Here is a 19,233-nt window from a genome sequence, read left to right as displayed (position 1 = left end):
CCGGTCGCCCGCACGCGCCGGGCCGGTCAGGAAGGCGGCGGAGTCCATGCCGCGCCGCCGGCCGACAGGCGGTACGCCATCACCGACGTGACGACCACGAGCAGCAGGACCAGGCCCAACAGCGCGACGAACAGGTCGTACTCGATGAGCACGGCACCCACCAGGGCACCCAGGAACATGACCAGAACGGACATGATCCGACGCCCGGGGCGCGGCGCCTTGCCGCCGGCAGAGGTGGAGTCCGCGGCGAGCCCGGTCAGGGTCAGTGTCAGCACGGTCGTGGTGAGGTCCGGCACGCCGAGGCGCCGGACGACTGCGTTCTGAGCGCCCATCGCCAGGCCGAGGAGCACGATGAGGGCATACCGGACCGCGGTGGTGACCTCGCCCCCGATGGCGGCGACGACCACGGCGGCGGCGATCAGAACTGCTTGCACCGCGGTGGCCACGGCCAGCAGCCGCCCGCGGTTCCCGGCGAACCGCGGGCCCAGGCGGCCCCCGGCGAGCGCCCCCGCCAGGAACGCCGTCAACGACACGACCGACGCGAGCGCGGACAGCCCGTCGGCACCCGTGAGGGCGAAGCCGAGGAAGACCACGTTGCCGGTCATGTTGGCCACGAACACCTTCCCCAGAGCCAGATAGCTCACCGCGTCCACCAGCCCGGTGACCAGGGTCAGGGTCAGCAGCAGCGGAGGCAGCGGCCCGTGGCGGTCCCCCCGCGGCGGGACCAGCGTCCGGCAGGCGTCAGTCAGCAGTGCGCGCACGGCGGACACCTCCCGGAGCGGTCGGCGGGCGGTGCAGAGCGACGCGGGTCAGCAGTCCGCTCAGCGGCCCGGCCGCGATCGCGGCGGCGACGATCCACACCGGCCAGGGCGTCGCACCCAGCGCATGGTCCAGGGACCAGCGGCCGGGCCCGGTCAGGGCCAGCGAGGCCGATACGACGACGAGAACCAGGGGGTACTCGTATCCGTCGTGCTGTACCCACAGGCCCTTGGGCCGTTTGACGGTGCCCGCGACCGTCATCACCCCCATGGCGGCCATCGCCGCCAGCGGGGTGAGCAGCCCGGCGGACAGGAACAGGCCGGCCCCGATCTGGCTGCCTCCCGCGGCGACGGCGGTCAGCCGCCCGCCCCGGAACCCGTCGCGGCGGAACTCCTCCGTACCCCCCGCCAGCCCTTCGCCGCCCAGCAGGTAACTCACCTTCTGCACCCCGTGACCGGCGATGAGCAGTCCCACCACCAGCCGGACGAGCAGCAGCCCAGCGTCCATCGTTCTTCCGCCGTTCCCGACTCGGAGTTGATCAGCGTCGCCCGAACCGGAGCGTCAGCCGACGGCATGCTCGCCGATGACGGCCTGGGCGTAGACGACACCGATGCCGTAGGCGCCGCCGTGCTCCTTGACCAGCTCCGTCACCGCCTTGTACGTCTCCGTCCGCGCCCAGTCGCGCTGGAGTTCCAGCAGCACCTGCACCCAGGTGACCGGCACGGCCCCGGCGGCCAGCATCCGCTGCAGGGCATGCTCATGGGCCTCCGGGCTCACGCCGCCGGACGCGTCGGCGACGACGTAGACCTCGTAGCCCTGGGCGAGTGCCGAGAGGACGGGCCCGACCACACAGACCTCGGTCCACAGACCGGCGATGACCAGCTTCGTACGGCCGGTCGCCTTGACCGCCTCGACGAAGGCCTCGTCCTCCCAGGCGTTCATCGTGGTGCGGTCGACGATTTTGTTGTTCGGGTCGAGCGAGGCGAGCTGCGGCAGGAGCGGGCCGGAGAAGGACTCGGCGGCCACGGTGCTCAGCACGATCGGCACACCGAAGACCTGGGCGGCCTTGGCGAGTCCCACCGTCGCGTTGATGATCGCGGTGCGGTCGCCGCTGCCCGTGGCGAAGAACATCTGGGGCTGGTGGTCCACCAAGAGCACTGCGCAGTTGTCGGGGGTCAGCAGGTCCGGGCCGGGAGCCGCGGTGACCTCGGCGATGTCGACCATAAGGGTCAGCCTTTCCATGGATGGTTCCGGCGCGGACGGCTGTCCGCGCCGCGATAACGCCGTCCGGTGGACGGGGTTTGTGGTGGCCGGCCCGGCGGGGGACGGCTGGTGTCGCGCCGTCCCCCGCCGGGGGTCAGAGAGCGAAGCAGGGATCGAAGAGCGCGCCCGTGGGGTGCGGGGTGAACCCCCGGCCCGCGCGCCAGAGCCGGAGCTGCTCGGACTCCGCGACGGCTTCGCCGATCAGCTGTGCCTGCCGCACCCCGGGAACCGGGGACCGCCTGCCCGACTGGTAGCCGCCGAAGTGCGCCACGGGGCTCCAGCCGGGGCTGACCGCGGGCAGCTCCTCGTCCAGGCCCTCGTATTCCGCGGCCGCGTACACGATCCGGCCGCCGGTGACGGTCAGCAGTGACTCGATGTGCTCGATTTCCGGTTCGGCGACCGTGAAGTAGTCCTCCGACAGCACCGCGAGATCCGCGTAACAGCCGGGGCGCAGTACTCCCTTGACGTCCTCTTCGCCGGTGAGCGCGGCGCCCGCACGGGTGAACATCTCCAGCGCCGTGGTCCGGTCCACGCGGTTCGACGGCGGACGCAGGGCGAGACCGCCCAGGCTGCGACCGCTGACCAGCCAGTGCAGGGCCACCCACGGGTTGTACGTGGAGACCCGGGTGGCGTCCGTGCCCGCGGCCACGGTCAGCCCGCGCCCGAGCATCGCGCGCAGCGGCGGGGCGTCCGCGGCTGCACCGGGGCCGTAGCGGCGCAGGAACGCCTCGCCCTGGAAGGACAGCCGGTTCTGCACGGACATCGTGCCGCCCAGGGCGGCGATGCGGTCCAGGCTGTCCGGCGAGACGGTCTCCGCGTGGTCGAACAGCCAGCGGTTGCCGGCCGGGAAGAGCCCCTCGGCGGCGAGTTTCTCGAAGACCGCGAGATCGCGCCGGATGGTCTCGTCGTACGTCGCGTGGAGCCGGAACCCCCAGCCGTTCTCCATGAGCAGCCGCACCGCCTTCTCGAACTCGGCTTCGTAGTCACCGAGCGCGGGGCGGGGCTGGGCGAAATTCTCGAAGTCCGCCGCCGCCCAGGTGAGGTTCTCGCCCGCGCCGTTGAGGCGCAGCCAGGCGTCTCCGTCCCCGGGGCGGGTCGTTTCGATCCACCGCCGCAGATCGTCCAGCTCCTGCCCCGCGGTCTGCGGGAAGAGGTGATAGGCGATCCGCAGCGACAGCGCGCCCTCGGCGGCGAGTTCGACGACGGTGGAGTAGTTCTCGGGGAAGTTCTGGAACCCGCCCGCGGCATCGATTGCGGAGGTGAGCCCGAACCGGTTGAGTTCCCGCAGGAAGTGCCGCGTCGAGATCTTGCGGTCCTCGCCCTCCAGCACCGGGGCCCCGGCGAGCGTCGAGTACAGGATGAGCGCGCTGGGTGCGGCCAGCAGCAGGCCCGTCGGCTCCCCGTCCCGGCCGCGCACGATCTGGCCGCCCCGGGGGTCGGGCGTGTCCTTGCCGAAGCCGGCGGCCTTCAGGGCGGCCCGGTTGAGCACGGCGGACTGGTAGAGGTGCAGCACGAACACCGGGGTGTCCGGGGCCGCCGCGTTCAGCTCGGCCACGGTCGGCAGTCGCCGCTCGGCGAACTGCTCGGCCGACCAGCCGCCGACCACTCGCACCCACTGCCCCTTCGGTGTCCGCAGGGCTTGCTCACGCAGCATGGCGAGCCCCTGCCGCAGCGACCGCACACCGTCCCAGCGCAGCTCCAGCACATAGTTGAGACCGCCCCGGATCACATGCAGATGAGCATCGTTGAGACCGGGGACCATCCGGCGGCCGAGGGCGTCGACGACCTTGGTCCGTGGACCGATGAGCGAGGCCACGTCCTTGTCGTTCCCGACGGCCGAGATCACGCCGTCTCTGACGGCGAGCGCTTCCGCCTGCGGGCATCGGGGTTCGCCGGTGTGGATGGCCGCATTGCGGACGACGAGGTCGGCGGCGTCGGTGGCATCGGTGGCTCGGGGGAGGTACCCGCCGACGGGCATGGGCGACACGTTCGGCAACCCCTTTCGGGAATGGGACGAGCGGAGGGCGAGACGATGTGCGCGGTACCGCTCCGGGGAAGAGGGGGGCAGATGCCGACGGTCACGGCGTCCGCCTGCCCGACCGACGTTAGGCCGGGCCGGCTCCGGTGCCTTTCCTGCGAGTGCACCGATGCAGTCCTGACCGTGCACTGGTGTCGGCACTGCATCCGCGCGTCCCGTCCGCCGGGGAGCGCGGTGGTTCACCGGCGGGCATCACGTCCGGTCCGGAGAGGCGCATGTCCGGCCCGACGACCGGAGTTCATCTCATCGGGCCCGCCCTGCGGCACTCGCTCGGTCCGTCACCTCGACCACCCCGACGAGCGCCGCCGACAGCAGGCCCGCCACGAGCGCCGGCTGGGGCAGGAAAGCGATGGCCGGCAGCACCGCGGCCACGGCCGGATATCCCCACTCTCCCACCGAACCGCGCCGGTGAGGCCGCACGTGCACGACCCACACCGTCATCAGGAAGACGGCCAGCGGCACGGTGACCGCGGCGCCCGCGGCCTGGGCGGGCGCCGGACCGGGCCCGGTGAGCAGTTGCGCGTACGCGGCCAGCCCGGCTCCCTCGGCTGCCGCGGCCGCGAAGACCAGATAGTGGCCGTACGCCCAGGTGAATCTGCGGCGGCCGGCCCGGTGCGTGGTCGCGAGCAGGGTGTGCGCTGCACGGGCGAAGTACAGCCACCACATGCCGAAGACCGTCAGCAATCCGCCCACCGCGAGCGAGAGGAGCGCCCCGGAACCGTGCTCCTGACCGAATGCCTCGCGTATGGCCGTCGTGGCTGCCGCGATCGACTCGCCGAGCACGATGAGCAGGAACAGGCCGTAGCGCTCGGCGATGTGGCCGGGGTGCCAGGGTGTTGTCCCCGCGGCCTGCGCCCACGCCGGCACGGCCGTCTCGGCCACGATCATCACGATCACACCGAAGAGCCGGATCCTTTCGGGAAGGAACAGCAACACCACCCAGCCGGCCTGGCAGACCGTCACACCGAATGCGAATCGCAGTGCGGTCCGACGGCGTGCCGGGTCCGACCGCGCCACCTGAAGCCACAGACCCGTCAGCGTGGTGCGCAGCAGAACGTACCCGAGGGTGACCAGAAGGAGGTCGTCCTCGACGAAGGCCCGCGGGACACCGGCCGCGAGAACGAGGGATCCCGCGATCTGGAGCAGTACCGCCAGTCGGTACGGCACAGTGTCCGGGTCGTAGGCGGAGGCCAGCCAGGTGAAGTTCATCCACGCCCACCAGATGGTGAAGAACACCACCGCGTAACGCAGCACACCCGCGACGTGGTGCCCTTCGGCCACCGCGTCGCCCAGACCGTGGGACGCCTGTGCCACGGCGATCACGAAGCAGAGGTCGAAGAGTAGTTCCAGGGGGCTCGCGGCCCGGTGCGCCTCGCTCGGGTCCCGGCCCTTCATGGTCAGGCGCGCGGCGCGCGGCCCCCGCTCGGTCATGGATCTCCTCGTGTCGAGGGGCCGGCCGCCGGTCCCACGAACCGGTGAAGGGAACGGCTTGCCCCTCGCCACCCTGGACATCGGCCGAAACCTGCCGCGGTCCCTCGGCGCATGGGCAGTTGCCCGGTAGCGAACAGACACATGTGATCACCGGCCCGAGCCGGCGCCCCGGTACGAGCGGCGGGCGCTTCGGCCTTGTCCGGTGACGGCCAGGTTGCTGATCTGCACCAAGTGACCAGTCGCGGCGCATGGGCAGCACTGCTGGTCGGTGCGTGGAGCGCTTGCGCTCCTTGCCCGCTCCAAGGCGGGAATCGGCACCGAAGCCGCGCCCGGTCCGTACGGTGCCGCGGGACAGCGGGAACCGAGTGCGGATGCGCCGGCGGCCGATCTCCTCGCCGGAGACCGCAACGCCCAGCTCAAGCGCGCTATGTCCTGAGTCCCCGCGTGCAGTGCTGTCCCGTAAACGACGTGCTGTCCGGGAGTCCGTGCGGAGACGGGCAGCCGCCGGCGGTGGCAGGCGCCGCTCGGCTGCTGTGGTCTGCGGCGGGAATGGCCTTCAGGCCTCGTCCGGGGTGAGGAGGGTGAAGTCGGCGAAGTCGAAGCCGGGTGTCACCAGACAGCTCACCAGGGTCTCGCGGTCCTCCGAGGGGCGGGCGCTCTGCCAGTGACCGGCCGGGACCAGGGCCTGGAGGGTGGTGCCGGGGGCTGTATGGGGTCCCAGGAGATGCTCGGTGGGTACGGTGGGTGCGGTGGGTGCGGGGCCCGGCGGGGTGATGCGCAGGGTGAGCGGGCCCCCGCCGTGCCAGAGCCAGATCTCGTCGCCGGCTACGGTGTGCCAGTGGGATTCCTCCCCGGGCGCGAGCAGATAGTGGATGAGCGTGGCCGAGGGCCGCTCACCACGGCCCGCCGGGAGGGTCAGAGTGACAGGGGAGGTGTAGATCCTGCGGTACCAGCCGCCCTCGGGGTGAGGCCGCAGATCCAGCAGACGGGCGGTATCGGGGCGGGGGGTCATCGACGGTCGGTGCCTTTCCGCGCGGTGGGCCCGGTGCCGGTGGCCGGACCGTAGCGCCCGTAGTGGTCCTCCGGAAGTCCGGACCGTTCCAGGACCGTGTCGGCCCGGGCCGGATCGGGGCCGGGTGGTGCCGGACGGGCAGCGACGGCACAGGCACCGGTGAGCATGCCGTCGTGGACCGGATCGGAGTGGACGTTCCTGATGCTGTCCCTATCATGGAAGTTCACCGGCCGCCCGTCGGCCGGCACGGTGACATCCACCCTCCGGGGAGCCGGTGGGCGGCCGAGGACGGACGGGCCCGCGTGCGCGGGACGCGTTTCCGTTCCGCTGTCCCGGTGTCGATCCGGCCGCAGCCGCAGCCGCATCTCCGTCCAGGACCGGAACGCGTGGGTGCGGGTGGCGCACCGGCACAGCCGGAGACAAGTGTCGCCGGAGAACGGCATGAGCTGCCGGACGCCGTTCTCCTCGGGCCGCTGCAACGCCCCTCGGTGCAACCGGTCCACACCCCGACAAGCGGCCGGAGAGGGCCGTCGTACGCGCCCGTCGGCGCGCCCGAGTGGATCCGGTCGTTCTCGCCGATGACGACGGCATTCCCACCCGAGCGAGCAGGGCGTTCCACCCGCTCGCCGAGGCATGCGACACCGCACAGGCGCAGGCGGTGGACTTGACCCGGAAGGGGGGTGCCACGACGCCTTCCCCCTCCCGGGAAGGCCCGCCGGTGCGGCTTCAGCGGAAGCGTCCACACCCTGCACACTCTTTCGGCGTAAAAGTCGGATTGGCGTGAAAGTGTCGTTAATTGCTGCCCGCAGCCGCCATGCCCACCGCGCTGAGCAACGGTCCCAGGAGAACTCCGTGGTCCGAACGGGCCATCACCTCCGAGTCAACCGTTTCTGCCGTTCTTCCTTCCTGAGGGGGATGGCTGTGGTGGCAGGTCCGGCTCTAAGGTCCGGTACACCTCGGCCTCTTGACAGCCCTCAGCGAGCCGTCCACAAGGTCTCCGGCCATGGCGCAGCCTTCCGCACGTGCCCTGTTGTATGAACGCGAACTCACCTGTCCGGCCGTACGCGGAGCGGGTCGGTAACCTCTATCGAGAGCGTGATGGACGATCATCTTTTCCATTTGAGCAATCCGGCCCTCTGCGCCGACCCTTATCCCGCCTATCGCAGGATTCGGGCCGAGGAACCCGTGCATTACTCGCAGATGTACGGAGGATCCTGGGGAATCTTCTCGCTCGACGATGTGACGGAGCTGCTTCGGGATCCCCGGCTCACCAATGACCGTGCCGCGCTCCCGTTGCTCGCCCTGCCGGCGGAGGAACGTGACCAGTTCGCCGATATCGTTCCGGTGCTGAGCGACTGGGTGGCGTTCTTCGACGGCGAGGAACACGCCCTGCGCAGACACCATCTGGACCAGGTGTTCCGGGTCCTGGAACCGGCCCGGATCAAGGCCGTGGTCCAGGATGTGATCGATCAGCTCCTCACCCGGTGGGGCGACCGGCCGACGGTCGATCTGATCGCCGATTTCGCCCGGCCACTGCCGGCCAGAGTGATCAGCCGGCTGCTCGGTGCCCCCGAAGAAGACCACGAGCGGCTCGCCCGGTGGTCGGACGATATCGCCTACCTGTTCGGCGCCGGCACCCTCACGAGAGCGGATATGGCACGAGGGCGGGCGAGCCTGCAGGCCTTCTCCGCATACCTGACCCTTCTCTCCACCGATCAGGTCCGCCGGCCGGAGTCCTTGATCGGAGCAATGACCGGAACCCGGACCGACGGCTTCGCTTTCACCGAACACGAAGTCCGCGCCCAGTGCATGCTTCTCATGTTCGCCGGACTGGAGCCGACGCGCTATCTGATCGGCAATGCCGTCTGGGCGCTGCACCGAGCACCGGACCAACTCCGGCTCCTGCTCTCCCGGCCGGCCCTCTGGCCGCGCGCCGTCGAAGAGTTCCTCCGGCACGACACTCCGGTGCAGTACATCGGCAGAAGAGCCGCTGAGACCTTTACCTACCAAGGGAATCGCATCCAGAAGGGGCAGGTCGTGATGTTGTTCGCCGGATCGGCCAACCGCGATCCGGCACACTTCCGTGACCCGGACGAACTGCGGATCACTCGCCGGGAAGCCCGCCATGTGGCCTTCGGCCTGGGGCCGCACTACTGCATCGGAGGCGGGCTGGTGAGAATCCAGACCCGTATGGCACTGGAGACCCTCTACAGCCGTATGCCGGATCTCCGGATCAGCACACCACCCGTGTGGAACACCAACTTCGGCTTCTACGGCCACCGGTCGCTCACCGTCTCACGCTGACCGGAGAAAGGAAACAGAATGACCATCCGGCGCAGGCAGGTAACCAGTTCCGACGGCACCACTCTCGCTGTCACCGATTTCGGCGGCGAAGGCCCGGGCATTCTTCTGCTGCACGGCATGATGGGCCGGGCGAACACCTGGTCGGGCACGGTGCCGTGGCTGACCCGCCATGGCCGGGTCGTGGCCTACGACGCCCGGGGCCACGGCTTCAGCGATGCCCCCGCCGCCCCGTACGACCGGTCCGCGCATGTGGCCGACGCGATTGCCGTCATCGAGGCGCTCGACCTGGCCCCGGCCGTGCTGATCGGGCACTCCATGGGCTCGGTCACCTCCTGGCAGCTTGCCGGCCGGCGTCCTGAGCTGGCCAAGGCCCTGGTCCTGGGGGACATGGCCGCCGTCGTCGCCGACACACAGGAGAACTGGAAAGCCTGGATGGCCGACTGGCCGGTCCCCTTCCAGACCCTCGCCGAGGTCCGGGAGTACTTCGGAGGCGACAGCTTCGCCCGCTTCTTCTCCGGCCACCAGCCGGAGCACCGGCCGCACGGCGGCGGCGACTACTTCACCGAACTCTTCACCGAGCGCCCGGACGGCCACTGGCCCTTGGCGACACGGGAAACCATGCTCGCCTGCCGTACACACTGGAACGGCAGGGACCACTCGCACGAACTCGACACCGTGGAATGCCCCGCGCTCGTCGTCGCCGGGGAGCACAGCTACTTTCCGGCCGAGGGGCAGCGGGCGATGACCCAGCGGCTGACCGGCGGAGAATTTGCTCTGGTCCCGGACGCCGGACACATCCTCCATTACGACAATCCGACCGCCTGGAGGGAGGCTGTCGAGCCCTACATCGCCGGAATCGTGAAGTCGCCGTAGCCGAAGCCTGGCGCCACCGGACAGCTGACCGAGCCGACTCCGCCTCCCCCTCCGGGATTCGGGGCCTGTCGGCGGCCGACGACGAGCAGATACCGCGGGTGGTGGCCTTGAACGAAGTCCTGGCCACTTCGAGAAGGCGCGGTGCTTGTTCGCGGTGGTGCCGGAAGGTCTGCCGCATCACTACCGGATGCGAGGGTGACCGCCGGCTCGCGCGAGCCGGCGGTCACCCTCGCGTTGTTCCAGCTTCGGGCAAGGTCTGTTTGAGGACGGGCCTCGGGGCGCGTGTGGTGCCTCGCGTCAGGGGGTGTTGATCTGCTGATTGATCAGCGTGGTGTAGGCGGAGGCGCGCATGTAGAAGTCGGCCTTCCCCTGGGTTGCGCAGCCCCCGATGTAGCTGAAGGCGATCACGCCGGCGAGCTTGTTGCCGATGACCAGGGGGCCGCCCGAATCGCCGCTGCAGAAGCCGGTGGTGCCGGGTGTGCCGGCCGCACAGAGCATGGTCGACGCGTTGTAGTTGGAGTCGATACTGGTGCAGTCACGGTCGGGGAGCACGGATTCGTTCAGGGTGAGCAGACCGTCGGAGACGCTGGTGACGTCTCCGTCGCGGGTCAGGCCCCAGCCGTAGAGGGCACCGGTGGTGCCGGGGGTGGTGAAGGCGGTCTCGCCCTGCGCGGGCAGGGCGAGAGGGCGGCCCACGGCGTCGCGGTCGAGGGTGAGGACGGCGATGTCGTGGTTGTTGGGGTTGGGGGGCTGGTTGTAGTCGGGGTGGACCCATGCCCGGATGACCTTGGCCACGCTGCCGCCCGTGTCCTGGATGGGCTTGGTGCGGCCGGTGAACACCTCAAGGTCTTTCGTGGGGTTGTAGGCCGTGCGGACGCAGTGGGCTGCCGTGACGATCTTGCGCGGGGCGACGATGGTTCCTCCGCACCGCTTCCAGTCGTAGCCGTTGACGCGGATGAACGCGGTGTAGGGCGCGGTCGTGATGGATGCCGGCTTCCCGCCGATGACCGGTGGCGGCGCAGCCACCGCCGGAGCGGTCGGGGCCAGCAAGGCCGCGGATAACGCGAGTACTACGGCAGACCAGAGGTTCCGGAGGATTCGCATGAAAGGTCCCATCAGTCGCCGAACAACAGGAGTGGGCTGTGGTGCTGTGGAGGTCGAAGCAGTCGCTGCCTGGAATGGACCAAGCCGCCGCAGGGCCGGCGTGACCGATCCGGTCCGACCGGAGGAACCTCACGCTATGGCTCTCCACCAAACGCCACGCGCCCTCCCGGAGTTTGACCCGCTCAGGAGCTGAAGATGCCAAGCCTCATCCGAATCGGCGAAGCGTGGGACACGTGATCGGATGATCCGACTATCGCGTGGCTCGTTCCGGACGACACGACATGGGGTGTACGCAGCCGCACCGGCGGCCTCGCCGACAGTCGGCCGGTACGCTGCCGGGCGTGGACGGCGAGAAGGACGGTGGCGCGGTGGCGCCGGAGCGGCTGAGGGCGCTGGCCGTCTCCCTGCGGCGGGTGAACGGCGGGATCAACCGGCTGACGGACGCCTTCGCGACAGCCCAGGGACTGCATGCCACGGACATGAGTGCGCTCGCCGCGGTACTGGACGCGGAGGAGCCGGTGACCCCGGGGCTGCTGCGGACGCGGCTGGGGCTGACGTCCGGCGCGGTGACCGCCTGTTTGGACCGGCTGGAGCGTGCCGGTCATATCCGCCGTACCCGTGACGAGACGGACCGGCGGGTGGTCCGGGTCGAGTACGTGGACGAGGCGCGGCTGGCAGCGCGGGCCTTCTTCCGTCCTCTGGCGGTGGCGGGGGAGCGCGCGCGAGGCCGGTTCGACGACGAGGAACTCGACGTGGTGCTGAGGTTCCTGACCGCCTTCAGCGAGGAGTTGGCCCGGCTGGAGGAGCCCCCGGGCCCGGCGGCGTAACGGGGTGCGGGGTGGGTGCGGCCGAGGACACCGGCATCACCTACGATCCGAATGTCTCACTCCATCAAGATAATTCGCCCGTCGCCCGTCAGTTGCCCGTCGAGACAGCGGATGTGTCCTCCATGCCCCGAACCGCCCGCCCCGCCCGGTCCTCCCGCGCCGCCCGTCTGCTGATCCCGCTGCTCCTCGTCGCCGTCTGGTTGGGGGTCGGCGGGATGCTCGGCCCGTACGCGGGGAAGCTCGGCGAGGTCGCCACCAACGACCAGGCCGCGTTTCTGCCCCGTACCGCCGAGTCGACCCGGGTCGTCGACGCGCAGAAGGACTTCAGGCAGAACGACACCGTGCCACTCGTCGTGGTGTGGACCGCGCCCGGGGGCGGCCCGCTGCGCGAGACGGCGCGCGCGGACGCCACCCGTGCCCTGGACGGGCTCGACGGCTCCCGCGCACTCGCCGGAAACCCGTCCCCCGCCCTCGTATCGGACGACGGCCGCGCCCTGCGGGCGGTGGTGCCGCTGCGGACCGATCTCGACGACGGTCTGGCGGACGCCCTGGACGCGATCGGGGCCACGGCCCGCACGGTGCCGGGGACCACCGTCCATCTCGCGGGTCCGGCGGCCGCCCAGGCGGACCTCAAGAACGCGTTCGCCGGGATCGACGGTCTGCTGCTGGGCGTGGCCCTGGCCACGGTGCTCGTCATCCTGCTGCTGGTCTACCGCAGCGTCCTGCTGCCGCTGCTGATCATCGTGGCCGCCGTGTTCGCGCTCGCCCTCGCCTGCGCGGTGGTGTACGCGCTCGCCGCACGGGGAATCGTGCGGGTCGACGGCCAGGTCCAGGGCATTCTGTCGATCCTGGTGATCGGGGCGGCCACGGACTACGCACTGCTCCTGACGGCCAGATACCGCGAAGAGCTGGAGCGGGGGGACGACCGTACGCCGGCGATGCGGGCCGCCCTGCGGCGTACGGCCGGGCCGGTACTGGCCAGCGCTGCCACCGTGGCGCTGGGGCTGCCCGCGCTGCTGCTGAGCGATCTGACCAACAACCGTGCGCTGGGGCCCGTCGGCGCCATCGGCATCGTCTGCGCGGTGGCGGCGGCGCTCAGCTTCCTCCCCGCCGTGCTCGTCCTCCTCGGCCGCGCGGCCTACTGGCCCGCACGGCCCCACCGGGGCAACCAGGGCAATCGGGATGATCGTGACGACCGGGACGACCCGGCGAGGGCGACCGGATCGCACCGGATCTGGCGCCGGATCGCCGGCCTGGTGGACCGGGCGCCGCGCCGGGTCTGGGCCGGCACCCTGACGGCGCTGCTCGTCTGCGCGGCATTCGCCCCGAACCTGACCTCGCGCGGGGTGCCGCTGGACGAGACCTTCGTCGGCGACGTGCCCTCCGTGACCGCACAGGCCGTACTCGGCGAGCACTTCCCGGGCGGCTCGGGCAGCCCCGCCGTGGTGGTCGCGCGCGCCGGCGCCCTGGAGCCGATCGCCGCCGCCGCCCGGCAGGTGCCGGGCGTCGCCGCCGTCCTCCCGGCGACCGCCGGTGGCGCACCCGGCGGCCCGCCGCAGATCGCCGAGGGCCGGATACGGCTGGACGTCACCCTGGCCGACCCCGCCGACAGCGAAGCGGCCGAACGGACCGTGGACGCACTGCGGGAGGCCGTCCACGCGGTGCCCGACGCCGACGCGCTGGTGGGCGGGGTCACCGCCCAGCGGATCGACACTCAGCGGACGGCGGCGGCCGATCGCACCCTGATCGTGCCGGTCGTCCTGGCCATCATCCTGGTCATCCTCACGGCGCTGCTGCGCTCCCTGCTGATGCCGCTGCTCCTGGTGGCGACGGTCGCACTGAACTTCTTCGCCACGCTCGGGGTCGCGTCCCTGCTCTTCACCCACGTTCTGGACTTCACCGGCACGGACGCCTCGGTGCCGCTCTACGGATTCGTCTTCCTGGTGGCGCTCGGGGTCGACTACAACATCTTCCTGATGTCCCGGGTCCGCGAGGAGTCGATCCGCCTCGGCACGCGGGAGGGCCTGCGCCACGGTCTGGTGGCCACCGGCGGAGTGATCACCTCGGCCGGAGTGGTCCTGGCGGCGACGTTCGCGGCACTGGGGGTGATTCCTCTGGCGTTCCTGATGCAGATCGCCTTCATCGTGGCGTTCGGCGTGCTCCTGGACACTCTGGTCGTCCGCTCGCTGCTGGTCCCCGCCCTGGTGCGGAGCCTGGGCGAGCCCGCCTGGTGGCCCGGTGGCCCGGCCGGCTTCCGCCGCCGCCCCCGGGCGTAGGGGTCCGCCCGGGGGCCAACGGGGGCGAGTGACCGGGCCGGCGTCCCGCCAAACTCACCCTGATATGGGCGAAAGCTCCGAAATCTGTCCGGACCGGGGCGCCGATAGACTTCTCGTCATGGTTCAAGCGTCCCCCGGGATGTGGCGGCGCGAGGCGGGCACCGTGGTCCGGCAGGCCGAGCCGGTCCCCGAGTCGGCGTCCGCCATCCTCGCCGCATCCCGGATCGTGCCCGCCCCCACGGAGTGGTCGGCCCACGCGCATCCCCTGCACGAGCTGGTCTGGGTGCGCGGGGGAACGCTGACGTCCCGTGTGGGGGACCGCGTCCACACCGTGGTCGAGGGGTACGGGTTGTGGATGCCCGCCGGAATGGTCCACGAGGGCCGGGCGACGGCGAGTGCGGAGCTGTTCAGCGCCTTCTTCGCTCCCGATCGCATACCGTTCGCGTTCACGCGGCCCATGGCGATCACGATGACGACTCTGCTGGAGTCGCTGCTGACCCATCTGTCCGCCGCGGATCTCGACGTGGCGGCGAGGGTGCGGGCGGAGTCGGTGGTCTTCGATGTGATCCGGCCCTCTGAACGCCAGTTCGCGCTGCGGCTGCCCGGCGATCCGCGGATCGACGCCATCGCCGAGGCCCTGCTGGACGATCCCTCGGACGGCCGCTCCCTGGAGGAGTGGGCACGGCTGCTGGGAACCAGCGACCGTACGATCACCCGTGCCTTCCGCCGGGCGACGGGGCTTCCGTTCGCCCAGTGGCGCCAGATGCTGCGGGTGCACCGGGCGCTGATGCTCCTCGCCGACGGCATCGACGTGACAACGGTTTCCGAGGTGCTCGGCTATGCGCAGCCCAGCTCTTTCATCGTCGCCTTCCGGCGGGTCATGGGGACCACACCGGGCGCTTTCGCCGATGCGGCGGCCGGCCCGCCAGGGCATGTCCGGAATTCCGTATCGCGTGACCAGAACTCCGGATTGTCGCCACAGCAAGCGGAATATATGGTTCACCGAGTTAGGTAACCCTTAGTTGCTGTTCTCCGGGTGCGGCGCTGCCGTGCACGGGCGAGCGCGCGGCCTGCCCGGTGACACCGGACAGAGGTTGCCGCAGTCCCCGCCCCTCCGACCGTCCGGACAACTCCGTGTTCACAAGTCTCTTCCGGTCTGCCGGGAAGCCCGCGGCCACCCCCGCCGCCGCTCCGCCGGCCGCGCTCACCGGGCACGACCTGCTGCTGCGCTACGACGGCAAACCTGTCGTGCACAGTGTCTCGGTCGCCCTGGCACCCGGCCGGGCGACCGCCCTGGTGGGGCCGAACGGCAGTGGGAAGTCCACGCTGCTGCGCGCCCTGTCCCGACTGCACCGGGTGGACGCCGGCCGGGTGACGCTCGGCGGCGTCGGGGGAGAGCCCGAGCGCGACGTGGCTCTGCTCAGCTCCCGGGACTTCGCACGCGAGGTCACGCTCTTCTCCCAGGCGAGGCCCGTTCCCCAGGGGCTGACGGTCGCGGAGGTCGTCGCGTTCGGGCGCCATCCCTACCGGCGCGGCTTCGCCGGAACGAGCGCCGAGGACCGGAGCGCCGTCGACCGCGCCATGCGGGTCACCGGAGTACGGGACATGGCCGGACGGCAGGTCGGAGAACTCTCCGGCGGGGAGATGCAACGGGTCTGGCTCGCGGCCTGTCTGGCCCAGGACACCGGCGTCGTCCTGCTCGACGAGCCGACCAACCACCTCGACCTGCGCTACCAGTTCGAGACGCTCGATCTGGTCCGGGACCTCGTCGAGGAGCACGGCATCGCGGTCGGGATCGTCCTGCACGACCTCGATCAGGCCTCCCGGATCGCGGACACCGTCGTCCTCATGCGCTCGGGCCGGGTGTACGCGGCCGGCGCACCGGCCGATGTCCTCACCGCCGAGAACATCGGCGAGGTCTACGACATCCGCGTCGAGGTGGACGTCGACCCCCGGACGGGGCGGCTCCGTATCGATCCGCTCGGACGTCACCTCTCCTGAACACGGAGGCGCGCCTCCCGGAACGCCGCACCGGCCGGTTCCCCGCGGCGAGCCGCCCCCGAAGACACCGACGCGCCCTCTCCGCGTCGCCGTCATCACCCTCACCACCCTCATCACCCGCGAAAGAGGAATCCCCATGAACCGTGCCCGTCGCCTGGTGCTGTCAGCCTCGACCGGACTCGCGCTGCTCGCGGTGACCGCCTGCGGAACGACCGACGTCGACAAGGCGACGGCCGGCAGCGGCACCGACGCGTCCCCCGCGTCGAAGGACTGCGCCCAGGACACCACGACCACCTCGACGAAGCCGGTCTCCTTCAAGGACGGCGTCGGCCGCCAAATAGATCTCGCCAAGCCCGCCAAGCGGATCGCGGTCCTCGAATGGCAGCAGGTCGAAGACGCGCTGACCCTCTGCATCACCCCCACCGCGGTCTCCGACGCCAAGGGATACCGCACCTGGACCAGCGCCGAGAAGCTGCCCGCCGGTGTGACGGACATCGGCACCCGGGAGGAGCCCGATCTCGACACCCTCTACGGGGCCGAGCCCGATCTCATCGTCGTGGAGGCCTTCGACGCGAAGGACGAGATGATCAAGAAGCTGGAGAAGCGGGGCGTTCCCGTGATGGCCACCCGGGGGGCGGACCCGAAGGACCCGATCGGGAACATGCGGAAGGTGTTCAGCATGATCGGCGAGGCGACCGGGCGCACGGACCGGGCGGACCAGGTGCTCAAGGAGTTCGACCAGCACCTCGCGACGGCGAAGCAGCGGGTCGCCGACGCGAACCTGCCGACCAAGGACTTCCTGTTCTTCGACGGCTGGCTCCAGGGCGGCAACCTGACCGTACGCCCCTACGCGGACGGTGCCCTGTTCACCGAGATCGGCAAGGAACTCGGCATGACCCCGGCGTGGACCAACGACGTCAACAAGAAGCACGGCAGCGGGGGCGTGGACGCCGCCTACGGCCTGGCCCAGACCGATGTCGAGGGGCTCACCTCCGTGGGCGACGCCAATCTCTTCTACGCGCACGACGACGGCGCGGACGGTTACGTCGCGGCGCTGCGCAAGAACCCGATCTGGAAGAAGCTCCCCGCGGTGAAGGACGGCCGCGCCCACGCGTTCCCGGCGGGGGTCTGGGGCGCCGGCGGTCCGCGCTCCTGCGCGCAGGCGATCGACGCCTACGTCGACGTACTCGACAAGAAGTGAGCGCAGTACGCGCGGTGGCCCCCGATACGGGGCCGCCGCCACGCGCCGGTCTCGGCGGCGGCCCCGCCGGGGCGGCCGTCCTGGCACTCCTCCTCATCGCGACCCTGCTCGTCGGCGCCTGGCATCTGACCCAGGGGACGTCGGGCGTCGGCGTCGGCGACCTGGTGCGCCATCTCGCCGGGAGGGGTGACAGCGCCCACGGGGCACCCGTCGGCGAGATCCTCACCGGCTCGCGCCTGCCGCGGCTGTTCGCGGGCGTCGCCGTCGGCTTCGCCCTCGGCTGCGCGGGCGCGCTGCTCCAGTCCGTCACCCGGAACCCGCTCGCCTCACCGGACACCCTCGCGGTCACCTCCGGGGCCTACTTCACCCTCGCGCTCGTCGCCGCCCTCGGCCTGACCGTTCCGCTGTGGGCGTCGGGCGCCGTCGCCTTCGCGGGAGGCCTCGTCGCGGCGGCACTCGTACTGCTCCTCTCGGGCCGAGCCGCGGGCACCGCGGGCACCCGCCTCGTCCTCGCCGGATCGGCGACGGCCCTGGCCCTGGACGCGGCGACCGGGACGTTCCTCATCCTGTTCGACCAGAACACGACCGGACTCTTCGCCTGGGGGAGCGGCTCGCTGGCGCAGCTGAACATCGACGCGTCGGTACGCGCCGCCCCCCTCGTCGCCGTGACGCTGTGCCTGGCCCTGGCACTGTCCCGACGGCTGGACGTGATGCACCTGGGCGACGATGCCGCGTCGACCCTCGGCGTGCCGATCCGGACCACCCGGGTGACCGCCGTGATCTGCGCGGTACTGCTGACCAGCACGGCGGTGACCCTGGCGGGTCCGATCGGCTTCGTCGGTCTCGGCGCCCCCGTCCTCGCCCGGCTGATCGCGGGACGTGTCCACGCCTTGCGCCGGCACCTGTTCCTGATCCCCGCGGCCGGGCTGCTCGGCGCGCTGCTCATCCTGCTCGCGGACGCGGCCCTGCGTGCCGTCCAGGGGGCGGACGGGGCCGCTTCCATCCCCACCGGCGTGCCGACCGCACTGCTCGGCTCCGCCGTCATCGTGGTCCTCGCCCTGAGAATGCGTGATACGGGGCAGATCCGGCAGCCTCCGCGCGCGAGGGTCGCCGTACGCTCGCGCCGCGCGTTCCTCCTCGTCACGGCCGGTGCTGTGACGCTGCTCGCCGGAGCGGCCCTCACGGCCGTCCTCGCGGGGAGCCTGTGGCTGCGGATCGGGGACATCGTCCTCTGGCTCCAGGGCACGGCTCCGGACCTGGTGGGCCAGGCGCTGGACGACCGGGTCCCGCGTGTGACCGCTGCGATCGTGGCCGGTGCGGCGCTCGGACTGGCAGGTTCCGTCGTACAGAGTTCGGTACGCAATCCTCTGGCGGAGCCCGGGGTGCTCGGCATCACGGCGGGCGCCGGTCTCGGCGCGGCGAGCGTCGCGACCTCGGGGCTGTCCGGCGGGCGGACGGTCCTCGTCGTGGTGGCGGTCGCGGCCGGACTGATCACGTTCGCGGTGATCGCCCTACTGGCCCGGCGCGGTGGATTCCTGCCCGACCGGTTCGTACTGATCGGCATCGGCACGGGGTACGGCCTCAGCGCGGTCACCACCTTCCTGCTGCTGCGCGCCGACCCGTACAACACGCCCCGCATCTTCACCTGGCTGTCCGGTACCACCTACGGCCGGACCTTCCCCGACGTCCTCCCGGTCGCGATGGGCCTGGCGCTCGCCCTTCCCGTTCTGCTGTCCATGCGCGGCCGGCTCGATCTGCTCGCCGTCGACGAGGACACCCCGCGTATCGTCGGGGTCGGGGTGGAACGCACCCGCTTCACCGCCCTGGCGATCGCCGCGGTGCTCGCGGCGCTCAGCGTGGTCGCCGTCGGAGTCGTCGGCTTCGTGGGGCTCGTCGCACCGCACCTCGCCCGTTCCCTGGTGGGCGCCCGTCACGGCCGTTCGATCCCGGTCGCGATGCTGCTCGGCGGCCTGCTGGTGTGTGTGGCGGACGCCCTCGGCCGTACCGTCGTCGCCCCCGCCCAAGTGCCGGCAGGCCTCATGATCGCGCTGGTCGGCGGACCGTACTTCGTATGGGTGCTCCGGAAGTCCCGCGCATGACCCCACGCCAGGGGGAACAGGTCCACCGCCTCGCCCCTCCCCTCC

Annotated in this window: 16 protein-coding genes; 8 read left to right on the top strand and 8 right to left on the bottom strand. The window is 71.1% G+C overall.

What is annotated here, in order from left to right; genetic code table 11:
• Window positions 1-26: 26 nt before the first annotated feature.
• The 7 genes from ACIQ9E_RS08115 to ACIQ9E_RS08085 form a co-directional block, all read right to left on the bottom strand.
• Window positions 27-761, bottom strand: coding sequence for a YoaK family protein (locus ACIQ9E_RS08115; protein ID WP_403703742.1), 735 nt, complete (start codon window positions 759-761; stop codon window positions 27-29).
• On the bottom strand, window positions 742-1,266 hold the full coding sequence (locus tag ACIQ9E_RS08110) for a DoxX family protein (RefSeq protein ID WP_403703739.1): 525 nt from the start codon (window positions 1,264-1,266) through the stop codon (window positions 742-744). The genes ACIQ9E_RS08115 and ACIQ9E_RS08110 overlap by 20 nt, the downstream gene beginning before the upstream one ends.
• Before the next feature lie 54 nt (window positions 1,267-1,320).
• On the bottom strand, window positions 1,321-1,983 hold the full coding sequence (locus tag ACIQ9E_RS08105; protein ID WP_403704064.1) for a hydrolase: 663 nt from the start codon (window positions 1,981-1,983) through the stop codon (window positions 1,321-1,323).
• A gap of 133 nt (window positions 1,984-2,116) precedes the next feature.
• Window positions 2,117-4,000, bottom strand: coding sequence for an amidohydrolase (locus tag ACIQ9E_RS08100; protein WP_403703736.1), 1,884 nt, complete (start codon window positions 3,998-4,000; stop codon window positions 2,117-2,119).
• Between the two features lie 303 nt (window positions 4,001-4,303).
• Entirely contained in the window at window positions 4,304-5,491 is a 1,188-nt protein-coding gene (locus tag ACIQ9E_RS08095; protein WP_403703733.1) for a low temperature requirement protein A, read from the bottom strand.
• A 556-nt stretch (window positions 5,492-6,047) separates the two neighbouring features.
• Window positions 6,048-6,503, bottom strand: coding sequence for a cupin domain-containing protein (locus tag ACIQ9E_RS08090; protein ID WP_403703730.1), 456 nt, complete (start codon window positions 6,501-6,503; stop codon window positions 6,048-6,050).
• Entirely contained in the window at window positions 6,500-6,730 is a 231-nt protein-coding gene (locus ACIQ9E_RS08085; RefSeq protein ID WP_403703727.1) for a hypothetical protein, read from the bottom strand. Before ACIQ9E_RS08085 ends, ACIQ9E_RS08090 begins: the two co-directional genes overlap by 4 nt.
• An 871-nt stretch (window positions 6,731-7,601) precedes the next feature.
• On the opposite strand from ACIQ9E_RS08085, the gene ACIQ9E_RS08080 reads away from it, so the two are divergent.
• Together ACIQ9E_RS08080 and ACIQ9E_RS08075 are read left to right on the top strand one after the other, a co-directional pair.
• Complete coding sequence (locus ACIQ9E_RS08080; RefSeq protein WP_403703725.1) at window positions 7,602-8,807, top strand: cytochrome P450; 1,206 nt, start codon at window positions 7,602-7,604, stop codon at window positions 8,805-8,807.
• Between the two features lie 18 nt (window positions 8,808-8,825).
• Window positions 8,826-9,680 (top strand): alpha/beta fold hydrolase, encoded by an 855-nt coding sequence (locus tag ACIQ9E_RS08075; RefSeq protein ID WP_403703722.1) that lies wholly within the window; start codon window positions 8,826-8,828, stop codon window positions 9,678-9,680.
• A gap of 297 nt (window positions 9,681-9,977) precedes the next feature.
• On the opposite strand, the gene ACIQ9E_RS08070 is transcribed toward ACIQ9E_RS08075, so the two are convergent.
• The gene (locus tag ACIQ9E_RS08070; protein WP_403703719.1) at window positions 9,978-10,706 is read right to left on the bottom strand and encodes a S1 family peptidase; all 729 of its coding nucleotides are present in this window, start codon (window positions 10,704-10,706) and stop codon (window positions 9,978-9,980) included.
• 410 nt (window positions 10,707-11,116) lie between these two features.
• Between ACIQ9E_RS08070 and ACIQ9E_RS08065 the strand changes: the two genes are divergently transcribed.
• The 6 genes from ACIQ9E_RS08065 (at window position 11,117) to ACIQ9E_RS08040 (ending at window position 19,188) form a co-directional block, all read left to right on the top strand.
• Window positions 11,117-11,611, top strand: coding sequence for a MarR family winged helix-turn-helix transcriptional regulator (locus ACIQ9E_RS08065; RefSeq protein WP_403704061.1), 495 nt, complete (start codon window positions 11,117-11,119; stop codon window positions 11,609-11,611).
• 122 nt (window positions 11,612-11,733) lie between these two features.
• Window positions 11,734-13,887 (top strand): MMPL family transporter, encoded by a 2,154-nt coding sequence (locus ACIQ9E_RS08060; protein WP_403703716.1) that lies wholly within the window; start codon window positions 11,734-11,736, stop codon window positions 13,885-13,887.
• 139 nt (window positions 13,888-14,026) lie between these two features.
• A complete protein-coding gene (locus ACIQ9E_RS08055; RefSeq protein WP_403704058.1) occupies window positions 14,027-14,902 on the top strand; it encodes a helix-turn-helix domain-containing protein in 876 nt (291 codons plus the stop codon).
• 119 nt (window positions 14,903-15,021) lie between these two features.
• Window positions 15,022-15,888: an ABC transporter ATP-binding protein gene (locus ACIQ9E_RS08050; protein WP_403703713.1), complete on the top strand. Its 867-nt coding sequence runs from the start codon at window positions 15,022-15,024 to the stop codon at window positions 15,886-15,888.
• Between the two features lie 136 nt (window positions 15,889-16,024).
• Window positions 16,025-17,089 carry an iron-siderophore ABC transporter substrate-binding protein gene (locus tag ACIQ9E_RS08045; RefSeq protein ID WP_403703710.1) on the top strand — a complete coding sequence of 355 codons (1,065 nt, stop codon included), beginning with the start codon at window positions 16,025-16,027 and terminating at the stop codon, window positions 17,087-17,089.
• Complete coding sequence (locus tag ACIQ9E_RS08040) at window positions 17,086-19,188, top strand: iron ABC transporter permease (RefSeq protein ID WP_403703708.1); 2,103 nt, start codon at window positions 17,086-17,088, stop codon at window positions 19,186-19,188. The genes ACIQ9E_RS08045 and ACIQ9E_RS08040 overlap by 4 nt, the downstream gene beginning before the upstream one ends.
• The last annotated feature ends 45 nt before the right edge of the window (window positions 19,189-19,233 follow it).

The sequence above is a fragment of the Streptomyces sp. NPDC094448 genome (genome assembly GCF_044763775.1).
GTDB lineage: Bacteria > Actinomycetota > Actinomycetes > Streptomycetales > Streptomycetaceae > Streptomyces.
Note: the sequence above shows the minus strand (reverse complement) of the source record. Positions and strands in the feature narration are given on the sequence as shown.

What these genes read in the sequence shown, in the direction of transcription:
- ACIQ9E_RS08075 (WP_403703722.1), top strand. Translation starts at nt 8,826, where the DNA reads ATGACCATCCGGCGCAGGCAGGTAACCAGTTCCGACGGCACCACTCTC.
- ACIQ9E_RS08110 (WP_403703739.1), bottom strand. Translation starts at nt 1,266, where the DNA reads ATGGACGCTGGGCTGCTGCTCGTCCGGCTGGTGGTGGGACTGCTCATC.
- ACIQ9E_RS08095 (WP_403703733.1), bottom strand. Translation starts at nt 5,491, where the DNA reads ATGACCGAGCGGGGGCCGCGCGCCGCGCGCCTGACCATGAAGGGCCGG.
- ACIQ9E_RS08080 (WP_403703725.1), top strand. Translation starts at nt 7,602, where the DNA reads ATGGACGATCATCTTTTCCATTTGAGCAATCCGGCCCTCTGCGCCGAC.
- ACIQ9E_RS08100 (WP_403703736.1), bottom strand. Translation starts at nt 4,000, where the DNA reads ATGCCCGTCGGCGGGTACCTCCCCCGAGCCACCGATGCCACCGACGCC.
- ACIQ9E_RS08105 (WP_403704064.1), bottom strand. Translation starts at nt 1,983, where the DNA reads ATGGTCGACATCGCCGAGGTCACCGCGGCTCCCGGCCCGGACCTGCTG.
- ACIQ9E_RS08055 (WP_403704058.1), top strand. Translation starts at nt 14,027, where the DNA reads ATGTGGCGGCGCGAGGCGGGCACCGTGGTCCGGCAGGCCGAGCCGGTC.
- ACIQ9E_RS08090 (WP_403703730.1), bottom strand. Translation starts at nt 6,503, where the DNA reads ATGACCCCCCGCCCCGATACCGCCCGTCTGCTGGATCTGCGGCCTCAC.
- ACIQ9E_RS08045 (WP_403703710.1), top strand. Translation starts at nt 16,025, where the DNA reads ATGAACCGTGCCCGTCGCCTGGTGCTGTCAGCCTCGACCGGACTCGCG.
- ACIQ9E_RS08060 (WP_403703716.1), top strand. Translation starts at nt 11,734, where the DNA reads ATGCCCCGAACCGCCCGCCCCGCCCGGTCCTCCCGCGCCGCCCGTCTG.